The following is a 12,103-nucleotide window of genomic DNA, read 5'->3' on the forward strand; positions in this document are numbered from 1 at the left end:
GCCTTATACCTCTGCCCCCGCTTCGGGGGTTCCGCCCGGTCAGGCCATTCTTTCAGTGCGCGCGACATGGCAGGATCACTGTGATGGAACCCGAACAGACCCTGCCCCCGGTGCGCTCCGAGATGGGCGGCCGCGACATGGACCAGGCGCGCGCCCTGTTCGAGGACACCTACAACGGCGCCGGCTTCCGCACCGACACCCGGCAAGAGACCTTCGCCTACCGCTACACGACGGCGGGCGACGAGGACATGACCCTGCGGTCGGCGATGTTCCTGGGGGACATCCGCGGGGCGATCCAGCCCGAGCGTGAGTACGTCGTCGCCTGGATCACCGCGGGCGAGGGGCGGGTCGACGTCGGGGCCGAAGAGGCCGCGTTCGAGATCGGCCGACCGTTGATGTTCCCGACCGGCAAGGCCTTCGAGTTCGAGGTTCGCGAGTACCGACAGAACCTCGTGCACTTCGACGCCGCGTTCCTCGAGCGCATGGCCGCCGAGCACGAGGGTGCCCTCGCCGGGCCCCTGCAGTTCGACCACACGGCCGTGCCCGAGCTCGCCGACCTGCGTCGGTGGCAGGCCACCATCACGAACGCCGCGAAGACGATCCTGGGTGGGGAGTCGACCGAACTGCTGCGCTCCGAACTCAAGCGGGAGTCGGCGTTCGCCCTGCTCGACACCTTCTCGCACCGGTCGATCGACCTGCCGCCCGCCTTGCTCGTGCCCCGCAACGCCCGCCTGCGCGAAGCCGTCGAGTACCTGCACACCCACTCGCACCTGCCGGTCAACATGACCCAGTTGGCCGAGGCCGTGCACCTCACACCACGCGGACTGCAGCAGGCCTTCAGCCGCCAGCTCGGGGTGACCCCCACCGAGTACCTGCGCACCATCCGCCTCGACCACGTGAAGGCCGAGCTGAGCGAACTCGCTCCGGGCGAGGCCACCGTGGCCGCCGTCGCGCAACGCTGGGGCTTCACGCACCTGAGCCGGTTCACGGCGTCGTACGTCAAGCGCTTCGGCGAGTACCCCAGCGCCACCCTGCAGGGCTGAGCCGGCGCGCACATCCCGCCACCCACCACGCCAGGAGGTGGACACCGCACCACGAGAACGCTTGGCGCTGTGACCACGTCCTGGCGCTGTGCCCGGCGCCGGGCGAGTCAGCCGCGCAGTGCGCCGGCGACCCGGTCCCACCACACGGTCGACGCCGCGCGGGTCTCGTCGAGGCGCTCGGCCCAGGCCGCGTGCACCGCGTCGCGCCTGGACCACGCCGCCAGCGCGATCGCGTCGGCTTCGCCCGCGAGCAGCTGCCCGGCCGAGACGACGCTCGTCTGTCCGAAGTTGCCGAGCGCCCCGGTCAGCTTGATCGTCGTGTAGTCGTCGACCGCGAGTCCGACCGTCGGCACCCCGCCCGCGACGGCGAACACGGCCGGGTGGTAACGGCTGGTCAGGTGCAAGGCCGCACCCCGGGCGAAGCGCGCGGCCGCGGGGGAGTCGGTCGTCGGTTCGACCCGCGCGGGCACGGTCAGCTGGTCGAGCACGGCCCGGTGCAGCAGCGAGTCACCGCGCTCCTCGGTCGGGTCGAGCGATGCCCAGTGCGCGAGGAACACGACCTCGAGCCCCGCCTCGCCCGCCACCCGGTCGAGCAGCCGGGCGACGGCCGTGGCGAACGCCGCGCGGTCGGCGTCGCCCACGTGCGCGGACAGGCTGACGGCGAGGTACGGCGCCGGTGCGGCCGCGGCGTCCACGGCGCCACCGGCAGGAGGCGCGGCGTCGAACCCGAGGAAGCTCGCGTCGTCCACCGTCCCCACCGTCGTCGCCGGGTCGACCCCGAGCGTCCGCACCAGCTCGAGCGACGCGCCCTCGCGCAACCCGACGAGGGCGGCGGCGTCGAGCAGCTCGGTCACGAGTTCGCGGTCCTCGCCCTCGAGCACCGGCCCGATGGTCTGCCCGCTGACGACGAGCGGCTTGTCGAACCGTCGGGCGATCAGCCCGAGCGTGTTCCGCTCGTAGACGTGCATCGGCCAGAGCGAGGCCATGTTGCCGCCGCCCGCCACGAGCACGCCGTCGGACTCGCGGACGGCCTCGACCACCTGCCAGGCGGGGTCGTCCTGCGGGAGGTGACCCGCGCCTCCGTCGATCGCCGACAGCACCCGGGCGCGACGCTCGCGCTGGCCGAGCCGGCCGCCGGTGGTCGCGGGGTGGAAGCCGATCGCGGGCACGGCGTCGACGCCGTACCGCTCGGCGGTCTCGGCCGGGTTCGACGAGACGCCGGTGATCGTGGCGCCGCGGGCACGCAGCTGCACGGTCGCCTCGTGGAACATCGCCTCGTCGCCGACGTGGACCATGCCGTCGAGCACGCCGACGTCTCCGATGGTGACGATTCGCACGGGTGGGACCTCTCGCTGCGGGATTCGGCAGCGGGATCGATGCCGCCCACGACGGTACCGGACCCCCGAGGCACGCAACGCACCGCCGGGTCACGCCGCGGCGATAGGCTCCACCAGGCCCGGGGCTCCGGGGTCGACCCCCGCGCGACGCGCGACGCACCATCGAGAGGCACCGCATGGGCATCCAGACCTCGCTCGACGCGATCCACGAGGCCGACCGCCTGGTCGACTCGATGCGGCTCGCCGACGACCTCGCGCTCGACGCCGCGCGCACCGGTGGGGCCCGCACGATCCGGGTGCTCCGCGGTGCCCTCGGCAGCCAGGACCAACTCGTCGCCATCGCGGCCACGAACGCGCTCGCGCAGGTCTTCGACGAGCAGGCCGACGTGGTGCTGAGCGACCTGCTGTCGAGCGACCGCACCTTCTTGCGTGAGCACGCCGCGTCCGCGCTCAGTCAGCGACTGCCCCGGTACGACACCATCGGCCGGCTGATCGGACTCGTCATCGCCGGGGGCTTCACCGGCATGGTGGCCCAGCGCACGCTCGAGCAGTGGTCGTCGTCCGCCCCCGCCGTGGTCGCGGTGGCACTCGAGGGTGCCCTCATCGGCGTGCACGAGCCCGCCGCGCGGTACCGCCTGGTCGAGACCCTCGGGCTGGTGCGGGCCCGCATCGCCTCGCGCCCGCTCTCGACCATCGCCCGAGACGGGGGCGAGGACGAGCACGTCCGCGTCGCCGCCGTGTCGGCCCTCGGCCAGCGACGCGGCGACCAGGCCGTCGCCGCCGTCGTGCGCGAGCTCGCCCGTCACGACGGCTACCTCGGTGACGTCGCGCGCCTCGCCGAGATCGACCTCTCGGCCCGCGACGACGTGTTCGGCGGTGACCGCGGGCTCGACCGCACCGGCGACCGGGGCGGCGCCGACCCCGTCGACCTCGCCGACCCCGCCGGGCGCGAGGGTCTCACCATCGCCCAGCTCTTCCTGCACGCCGACATCGACGCCGGCCTCACGCACGCCGGCAGCGGCGACAACGGTGGCATCGCGACGCTTCTCGTGCGGCTCGGCGACGCGCTCGCCGCGGGAGGCGCGGCGCACGTCCTCGACGGCCGTCACGTCGCCAGGGTCGTCACCCTCTCGCGGGGATCGGCCGACGCGGCGGTCGCGAGCGTCCACGATCTGGCGATCCGCGCCTCCGGACACGTGTACGGGCGCGTCCCGCTGCTCAGCGACCCCGTCACGTCGGCGACCGCGTGGCCGCTGCGGGTCGCCGCGCGTCGCGGCATCCGGCGGGTGCTGCGCGCCGCGGGCGGCGTCGACCTGCTGCACCTGCGCATGGCCGACGTGGGCAGCCTCGCGGCGGCCGACGTGGCGCGCGAGCTCGACATCCCCGTGGTGTTCACGGTCGCGCCCGACCCGCACGCCGTCATCCAGTCCCTCGACCTGTCGGGCGCGCTGACCCGCGAGACCTTCGGCGACGTCGACGAGGTCGAGCACTTCTGGTTCCGCACGCGACTCGTGCAGCAGCTCGCCTCGAACGCGTCGCACACGGTGTTGTTCCCCCGGCCGGAGCTCGAGCGCGACATGCGCGAGCTGGTCGGCATCGACGTCACCTCCCACCCCGAGCGCCACACGATCGTGCCCGAGGGCATCGACCTCGACGTGGTCGACCGCTCCGTCGCCGAGGCCGCCGAGCACGCCGCGGGCCTGCCCGCGACCCCGCCGATGGCCGAGCTGTGCGCCCTGCTCGAGACCCTGCCGCCCGAGCGTCGCGGCCTGCCGCTGCTGGTCAGCGTCGGACGCCTGCACCGGGTCAAGGGAATGGCGACCATCGTCGAGGCGTGGGCCGCCGACGCGGCCGGTGCCGACGGGGCCGCCGCGGCCGGGTCCCACGCGTCCGGGGTGCCGCTCCGCGACCGAGCGAACCTGCTGCTGATCGGCGGCGACCTCGAGCACCCGAGCGCCGACGAGCGCGAACAGCTCGACCTGATCGACGCGATCGTCCCCGCCGGTCGGCACCGCGCCTCCGGACTGCTGCTGCCCGGCCACCGGCCGAACGACACGGTCGCCCGCTGGGTCGCCGCGGCGCGCTTCGGCCTGCCGGGGCTCGCGGCACCGCGCGGCGTCTACGTCTGCGGCAGCCTGAAAGAGGAGTTCGGCATCGCCCTGCTCGAAGCCATGGGCTCGGGCCTGCTCGTCGTCGCGCCGCAGGGGGGCGGGCCGTCGACCTACGTCCGTCAGGGGGACACCGGCTGGCTCACCCGCACCTGGGACGTCGACGCCCTACGCCTCGCGATGGGCGAGGCGCTCACCGCGGCCTCGGCCGAGACCACGGAGGCGCGCGCGGCCCGGTCACGCGACACCGTCGAGCGCTCCTTCACGATCCAGGCCATGGCGCGGGCGTTGTCCGGCGTCTACGGCACGGTGCACCACGACGAACTCGAACAGCGCGAGTGGAGCGTGAGCGCACGATGACCCTGCTCGTCATCAGCCCGGATTACGCGTCGCACCTGCTGCCCCTCGCGACCCTGGCCACCGAGTGGCGCGATCGCGGCGAGCGCGTCGTCGTCGCGACCGGGCCGGCCACCGCCGCCATCGTCCGGTCGTTCGGCTTCGAGCGTGTGCACCTGCAGCTCGGTCGCGGCTCGAACCCCGGCGTGATCCGCGCCGAGGAGCAGGTGGCCGAAGAGGACGCGTCGCTGCGCGGCTTCTTCGACGCCACCCGGCTCGGCATGGTCGAGACGCTCTCGTACCAGGCGCGCGAACGTCTCACCGACCTCATGTGGCAGCCCGTCGCGACGGCCCGGGCCGTGCTCGACGTGGTCGCCGCCGTGCAGCCCGACCAGATCGTCGTGGACCACCTTGCGTTCAGTGCCCGGCTCGCACTCGTCGCCGGGGGCGTCTCGTTCGCCGACGTCGTGCTCGGGCACCCGACGGCGCTGCCCGTGGGCGACGAGGTCTACGGCTGCCCGCCCGAGTGGCCCGCGGCCTTTGGCGGCGCGCAGCCTTCCGAGGCGAGTCGCACCACCGATGTGGCGTCGAACCACGCACATCGGTGGTTCGACGCCACATCGGTGGTGCGACCCCCGGCCCCGGGCGTGGGGGGGCTGCGCGAGCTGTGCCAGCGGGTCGACGCCTCGTTCACCGCCGAGTGGAACGCTGCACTGGCCGAGCTCGCTCCGCACCTGGCTCCGTCGACGAGTGCGTTCGGCGAGCACGGCGACCTGCTGCTCTACAACTATCCCGGCGAGCTGGCCGACCCCGCGCGTGAGGCCCTGCTGCCGCCGCACGTCTGGCTCGGCTCGGCCGTGCGTGCCGAGCCCGTCGACACCGAGGTCGCCGCGTGGCTGGCCGCCGATGCCGACCCCACGCCCGCCCCCTTCGTCTACGTCAGCTTCGGCAGCTTCCTGTCGGTGCGGTCCGACGTGCTCGGGCGTGTGGCCGAGGCCCTCCGCCGTGTCGGGGTGCGGGCCGCGATCGCGCTCGGCTCGGGTGACCGGGCCGACCTCGGCGAGGTGCCGCCCGACTGGCTCGTGCGTGAGTTCCTGCCGCAGGTGACGTTGCTCGACGCGGCGGCCGCGGCGGTCACGCACGGCGGCAACAACAGCGTGACCGAGGCGATGACCGCGGGTGTTCCCGTCGTCGTCCTGCCGTTCTCGACCGACCAGTTCGCCGGGGCGGCGGCCCTCGAACGGACCGGAGTCGGCGTCGCGCTGGCCCCGAACACGGCGACCGTCGACGAGCTGGCGGAGGCGCTGCGGCACGTGCTCGACCTGCCGTCGCGCGACCCCGCTGCGGCCGGGCGGCTGGCCGGGCTGGCGGCGTCCCTGCGCGAGACGCCCGGGCGGGCACGAGCCCACGCGGCACTCACCGGACGCGGCTGACCGACCCGGCCCGCACCTCCTCGGCCCCGCCCCTCGAGATGTCGCGACGTGCCGCTCACCTTCGAACGTGAGCGGCACGTCGTGACATCTCGCCTGCGGGACGCCCGGGCGAGCCCGGCCTAGCCGCCGAAGACGACGGCGCGCATCGCGTCGGCGCCGACCGAGGCGTCACGGTACCGCTGCATGAGCGCGGCGTTGGCGTCGTACTGCGGCCCCTCGCGCACCTCGGCCTGGTGGTGCAGGGCGAAGACCATGCCCTCGTGGCGGCGGGGTGGTTCGCCGAGCAGCGTGGTGTGGGCGAGGTACCAGGCGGCGTCCTCGAAACCCCAGCCGCGGAAGCGCTCGTCCTGCCCGCCGTGCGCCTGCCACGAGGAGGCGCGGGTCACGTAGACCCCCGAGCAGGCCCCGCGCACGAGTTCGAATTCGCACCGCTCGAGGGGGGTGCCCGCGGCCGCCTGCGCGGTGCCGGCGCTCCCCAGCCAGCGGTACTCGGTGTAGGGGAGGTGCACCCGGCCGCTCGTGCGCGCCGCCTCGATCGCCGCGAGCAGGGGCTCGCGTTGCGGCAGGGTGTCGGCGTCGCCGATCACGGCGACCTCGTCGTCGGCCAGGGCCGCGACCCCGAGGTTGCGGCACTGCGCCAGGTTGAAGACCGGGTCCGGCGAGTCGATCGTGCGGATCTCGGCCTCGGGCAGGGCCTCGGCGTACCAGTCGCGCACGACCTCGAACGCCGCGATGCGACTGGGTTGCGGACGCCAGGGGAGCACGACGGTGACCATCCCGCGAGCCTAGCGGCGCCCGCCCGCCCGCACGGCCGCCCGCACGACCGTCCGCGCCCGGCGGCCTGGCTGCGCGGCTGACCCCTGTGCCCGGGACGCCGAGCGGGCGTGTTCGTGGCCGGCGGGCGTCGTCGGACGCCCGCCTTCACGGACTCGCCCGTTTCCGCGTGCTCGCCCGCTGGCGACCCGGAGGCGCGGTGCCGGTCAGGCGGGGACGTCGTCTCCGGCCGTCGACCGGCGCTTCTCGACCTCGGCCTCGAGCTTCGCCAAGCGGGCGAGCCGCTCGTAGTGCTCGGCCTCGCGGTCGAGGTCGGCGAGCTGCTGCTCCGTGCTGCGCACACGGTGGTCGAGCGTGCGGGCGGCGGCCTCGTGGTACCGGCTCTGGTCGCGCGGCCCGACCTGCTCGACGCGGTGACCGTACTCACGGCCGGCGGCGAACCAGACGATGCTGCCGATCAGCGGCAGGAACAGCACGATCATGATCCACAGGCCCTTGGGCAGGTGGCGTACGTCGCTCTCGGGGCGCGTCACGATGTCGACGAGCGCCCCCACGATCACCAGCAGGGGCAGGGCAGCCAGCACGAAGGTCACGGCCCGAGGGTAGGGGCGCCGGCGACCGGACGGAACCCCCGCGAGGTGGGGTGACGGCGGTCCCGGTGTGCCGCGTTCTGGGTGTGACCGGTCCCTCCCGTGGCCGATATCGTCGCCCGCATCGCGGCGAGCGTCCCCGGTCCGGAGGCGCGGTGTCGGTCGACCCGAAGGGTGCAGCTCATGAAAGATCGCCTCCACCCCTGGTCAGCGGGCGCCTCGGATCGTAGAGTGGGTCGGTCCGCCCAGCCGAGGAGAACCGTGAGTCGACGCGCCGTCCTGATCAGGAAGCGCTCATGACCGACCCCTCGACCGCCGCCGGGTCCGCGGCATCGGTGACCACCGATCCGCCGCTGACGCGCCGCGAGGCCCTGGCCCGCGAGCGTGCCGCCGCAGCTCCGGCCGCCGCAGCTTCTGCCGCCGCACCTTCTGCGTCCGCACCTTCTGCGTCCGCGCCTCCTGCTGCCGCCCCTCTCGTCCCCGTCACGAAACCGGGTGCGACGGTCTCCCGCGTCGTGAGCCCGAGTCCGCGCCAGGGCCCGAGCCCCCGCGGCAGGTCCGGCCGGTCGCGACTTCGGGCCGTCTCGTCGCGCGTCCGTGCGGCGACCCTGCCCGTGCTCGGCGTCTGCGCCGTCATGCTCTTCTTCACGTCGAACCTCACTCCCGCCTCGGCGAGCGACCTCGGCGGGTCGAACATCCCGACCGCCGGTGCCGCGCCGATGCCGACCCAGACGCTCGCGGCCTCGCTCGTCGTGTTGACCGTGTCCGATCGCGACGCCTTCGGGGTGACCGACGCTCCGCCGCCCCCTCCGCCGCCCGAGCCCGAGCCCGTGGTCACCTCGAAGAACCTCGCGGGTTCGACGAGCTCGAACCGCGCCTCCTCGGGGGGCGGCACCATCGTCAACTCGGGCACCGGCGACATCCGGTGGCCCTTCCCCGGCACCGTCGTGCTCAGTTCCGGGTTCGGCCCCCGCTCGGCCCCGTGCGCGGCGTGCTCGAGCATGCACATGGGGCTCGACCTGACGCCCGGTGGTGGCACCCCGATCGGTGCCGCTGCGGCGGGTGTCGTGCGGACCTCGAGCATGCACGGCCAGTTCGGCCAGTACGCGGTGATCGACCACGTGATCGACGGCCAGCGGGTCAGTACGCTCTACGCGCACATGCAGGTCGGCTCGAGTCCGCTCGTCGCCGGGCAGACGGTCCAGGTGGGCGAGCTGGTCGGCAAGGTCGGCCGCAGCGGGGTCGCGACCGGAGAGCACCTGCACTTCGAGGTGCTGCTGGGCGGCACCACACAGGTCGACCCCAAGGCCTGGCTCGACGCGAACGCCGGCCGAACGCTCTAGCCGCTCCGAGCCGCTCCGCGTGGGGCCATCCCGTGGCGGGACGTCCCGGGTCTCAGGCCGTGCGACGCGCCTCGCGCCAGGCTCGCACCTCGGCGGCCAGCTCGGCCTTGCGGTCCGCATCGGCGAACGACGCCTCGACGGAGTTCGTCGCCAGCAGGGCGAGTGTGTCGTCGTCGAGGCCCAGTACGTCGCGCAACGCCTGGTAGTTGTCGCCCACGTAGCCGCCGAAGTACGCGGGGTCGTCGCTGTTGACCGTGACGAGCAGCCCGGCCTCGAGCATGCGGGGCAGGGGGTGGTCGGCCAGGTCGGACACCACGGCGAGCCGCAGGTTCGACAGCGGGCACACGGTGAGCGGCACCCGGTCGGCGACGAGGCGCGCGACGAGCGCGTCGTCCTCGAGGCTGCGCACCCCGTGGTCGACCCGTTCGACGTGCAGCAGGTCGAGGGCGTCCGTGACGTACGACGGCGGCCCCTCTTCGCCGGCGTGGGCGACGACGTGCAACCCGAGGGCGCGGGCACGATCGAAGACGCGGGCGAACGCGGCCGGCGGGAACCCCACCTCGGAGGAGTCGAGCCCCACCCCGATCAGATCGGAGGCGCGGTGCGCGACGGACTCGAGGGTCGCGGCCGCGTCACCCACCGGCAGGTGGCGCAAGAAGCACAGGATGAGCCCGCCCGTGATGCCGTACCGCTCGCGTGCCTCGTCGAGTGCCTGCGTCAGGCCGTCGACGACCGCGTCGACGTCGACGTCGCGCGAGGTGTGCGCCTGGGGATCGAAGAACATCTCGACGTGTCGCAGCCCCTGGGCGTGGGCCCGTTCGAGATAGGCCCAGGCGAGGTCGCGGAAGTCCTGTGCGGTCTGCAGCACGGCCGTGCACGCGTAGTACAGGTCGAGGAACTCTTGCAGCGAGCCGAACGAGTACGCGGAGCGCAGCTCGTCGACCGAGGCGAAGGGCAGATCGACGTCGTTGCGTTCGGCCAGGGCGAAGACGAGCTCGGGTTCGAGCGTGCCCTCGACGTGCAGGTGCAGCTCGGCCGTCGGCGGCGTCGCGAGCACGGTGCCCGTCAGGGGCGTGCCCGGGGCCGTGGCCGTGGTCGTCGGGGAGGTGTCGATCGCCGTCATCGGGCCACCGTAGCGGCACGGTGCCACCTGACGAAGCCTCGTGCACGATCGTTCACCGTCCCGTCACCGGAGGACCGCCTGGGGACGAGACGAGGAGGCGCGGGTGGCGGACCCGAGGGCCCTCGCGACCGGCGCGTACCCGCTGCCGGCACCGCGCCTCCTTCGGGTCGTCAGGCCGTGAGCACGACCGCGAGCGTCTCGGGCTGGTCGTGCCCGGTCCAGGTGCCGGTGAGTACGTCGACTCCGTGGTCACCCGTGTGACCACCGGTCGCGGCGAGTGCGCCCGCGTCGTGTCGGCCGAGGACGCGGGCGACGACGATGCGGACCGTGGCGCCCGTGACGACCGTGCGGCCCTCGACCTGGTCGACGGTGATCTCGTCGACGTCGGGCACCGGGGTGCCGGGGGCACCGCTGCCCACGACGGTCGAGTTCGGCTCGCGGACCTGCCGCTCGCCCTCGACCTCGAACCAGGCCTCGGCCTGCGTGCCGCCGGTCAGCACGGCGGTGGCGAGGGCCCCGGCCCATACGGGGTCGGCCGTCCCGTCGTAGACCCACCGCTCGCCGAGCACCGAGTGTCGCGTCGTCCCGACCAGGTGGGCGTCCGCGCCCGCAAGGGGAGCGTCGCGGTAGGTGAGGGGGACCTGCAGCTGCACGCCGTCGGCCGTCGCGACGACGATCGTCTCGATGCCGACCTCGCCGGCGGGGTCGTCGAAGCGGAAGGCGGCGACGTCGCGCAGGCCCCCGTCGCTCCCGGGGGGCGGCGGGCCCTCGAACCACGGCTGGGTGGGCACCCACGCGTCGAGCAGATCGATCTTGGAGGGGCTCATCTCGGCCCGGTGCAGGTGTGCCATGCCGTCGATCGTAGGACCGACCTCCGTCACGGGCGCGAGGCGTGTCCGCCTCGGGGATGTACGGCGACACCTGTCGCCCGAATTCCAGCAGCCGGGCGTAGCCTGCGCCCCATGAAGGCACTCCAGTACACCCAGATCGGTCAGCACCCCGAAGTCGTCGAGATCGAGAAGCCGTCGCCCGGCCCGGGGCAGGTGCTGCTGAAGGTCACGGCGGCCGGCGTCTGCCACAGCGACGAGTACGTCATGAGCCTCAGCGACGAGGACTACACGGCGCAGGGCTACCCCCTGCCGCTCACGCTCGGGCACGAGGGAGCCGGCATCGTCGCCGAGCTCGGTGACGGCGTCGAGCACCTGCAGGTCGGTGACGCCGTCGCCGTCTACGGCCCGTGGGGCTGTGGTCGCTGCCACCAGTGCGCCCAGGGCAAGGAGAACTACTGCGTCAACGCGGCCGCCGAGGGCATCAAGCCCCCCGGGCTGGGCGCTCCCGGCTCGATGGCCGAGTACATGATCGTCGACGACCCCCGCCACCTCGTGCCGCTCGGCGACCTCGACCCCGTCGAGAACGTCTCGCTGACCGACGCCGGCCTCACGCCGTACCACGCGATCAAGACCTCGCTGCCGAAGCTCGGGGCGGGCACCTATGCGGTCGTGATCGGCACCGGTGGCCTCGGCCACGTCGGCATCCAGATCCTGCGGGCGCTCTCGGGTGCGCAGATCATCGCACTCGACGTGACCGACGAGAAGCTCGAGCTGGCGAAGCACGTCGGCGCGCACCACACCGTCATCAGCGACGAGCACGCCGCCGACGCGATCCGTGAGATCACGGGAGGCCTCGGCGTCCAGGCCGTCTTCGACTTCGTCGGTGCCAAGCCGACGATGGCCACGGCCGTGGCGGTCGCGGCGCCGGACGCCGACGTCACGATCGTCGGCATCGGCGGCGGCACCGTCGAGGTCGGGTTCGGCACGGTCGCCTTCGACGTCGCCGTCCGCATCCCCTACTGGGGCAGCCGCAGCGAGCTGATCGAGGTCCTCGATCTCGCCCGTGCGGGGCAGGTCGAGGTCGCCACCCAGCGCTACTCGCTCGACGACGGCCCGAAGGCCTACGAGGCCCTCGCCGCCGGAACGGTCCGCGGCCGCGCGGTCATCGTCCCCTAGGGCGACCACC

10 protein-coding genes are annotated in these 12,103 nt (G+C 73.7%); 5 read left to right on the forward strand and 5 right to left on the reverse strand.

Annotated elements, in window-relative coordinates:
• Positions 1-83 precede the first annotated feature (83 nt).
• Positions 84-1,043, forward strand: a complete 960-nt coding sequence (locus HRF36_RS14395) for a helix-turn-helix transcriptional regulator (RefSeq protein WP_173211068.1) — start codon at positions 84-86, stop codon at positions 1,041-1,043.
• 107 nt (positions 1,044-1,150) lie between these two features.
• Here the strand turns inward: HRF36_RS14395 and HRF36_RS14400 are convergent, their stop codons facing one another.
• Positions 1,151-2,380 (reverse strand): polysaccharide pyruvyl transferase family protein, encoded by a 1,230-nt coding sequence (locus tag HRF36_RS14400; protein ID WP_173211070.1) that lies wholly within the window; start codon positions 2,378-2,380, stop codon positions 1,151-1,153.
• Between the two features lie 176 nt (positions 2,381-2,556).
• On the opposite strand from HRF36_RS14400, the gene HRF36_RS14405 reads away from it, so the two are divergent.
• Together HRF36_RS14405 and HRF36_RS14410 are read left to right on the forward strand one after the other, a co-directional pair.
• Positions 2,557-4,848 (forward strand): glycosyltransferase, encoded by a 2,292-nt coding sequence (locus HRF36_RS14405; protein ID WP_173211072.1) that lies wholly within the window; start codon positions 2,557-2,559, stop codon positions 4,846-4,848.
• Positions 4,845-6,257: a glycosyltransferase gene (locus tag HRF36_RS14410; RefSeq protein ID WP_173211074.1), complete on the forward strand. Its 1,413-nt coding sequence runs from the start codon at positions 4,845-4,847 to the stop codon at positions 6,255-6,257. The genes HRF36_RS14405 and HRF36_RS14410 overlap by 4 nt, the downstream gene beginning before the upstream one ends.
• Positions 6,258-6,376: 119 nt before the next feature.
• On the opposite strand, the gene HRF36_RS14415 is transcribed toward HRF36_RS14410, so the two are convergent.
• Together HRF36_RS14415 and HRF36_RS14420 are read right to left on the reverse strand one after the other, a co-directional pair.
• Positions 6,377-7,033, reverse strand: a complete 657-nt coding sequence (locus tag HRF36_RS14415) for a hypothetical protein (RefSeq protein ID WP_173211076.1) — start codon at positions 7,031-7,033, stop codon at positions 6,377-6,379.
• A gap of 204 nt (positions 7,034-7,237) precedes the next feature.
• Complete coding sequence (locus HRF36_RS14420; RefSeq protein ID WP_173211078.1) at positions 7,238-7,624, reverse strand: PLD nuclease N-terminal domain-containing protein; 387 nt, start codon at positions 7,622-7,624, stop codon at positions 7,238-7,240.
• A gap of 293 nt (positions 7,625-7,917) precedes the next feature.
• On the opposite strand from HRF36_RS14420, the gene HRF36_RS14425 reads away from it, so the two are divergent.
• Complete coding sequence (locus HRF36_RS14425; protein ID WP_173211080.1) at positions 7,918-8,964, forward strand: M23 family metallopeptidase; 1,047 nt, start codon at positions 7,918-7,920, stop codon at positions 8,962-8,964.
• A 52-nt stretch (positions 8,965-9,016) separates the two neighbouring features.
• Here the strand turns inward: HRF36_RS14425 and HRF36_RS14430 are convergent, their stop codons facing one another.
• The gene (locus HRF36_RS14430) at positions 9,017-10,087 is read right to left on the reverse strand and encodes an adenosine deaminase (RefSeq protein ID WP_173211082.1); all 1,071 of its coding nucleotides are present in this window, start codon (positions 10,085-10,087) and stop codon (positions 9,017-9,019) included.
• 170 nt (positions 10,088-10,257) lie between these two features.
• Positions 10,258-10,938, reverse strand: a complete 681-nt coding sequence (locus HRF36_RS14435) for a hypothetical protein (RefSeq protein WP_173211084.1) — start codon at positions 10,936-10,938, stop codon at positions 10,258-10,260.
• Positions 10,939-11,049: 111 nt separating this feature from the next.
• Here HRF36_RS14435 and HRF36_RS14440 point away from each other — a divergent pair, with 111 nt between their 5' ends.
• Positions 11,050-12,093 (forward strand): NAD(P)-dependent alcohol dehydrogenase, encoded by a 1,044-nt coding sequence (locus tag HRF36_RS14440; RefSeq protein WP_173211086.1) that lies wholly within the window; start codon positions 11,050-11,052, stop codon positions 12,091-12,093.
• The last annotated feature ends 10 nt before the right edge of the window (positions 12,094-12,103 follow it).

The sequence above is a fragment of the Frigoribacterium sp. VKM Ac-2836 genome (assembly GCF_013248995.1).
Lineage (GTDB): Bacteria > Actinomycetota > Actinomycetes > Actinomycetales > Microbacteriaceae > Frigoribacterium.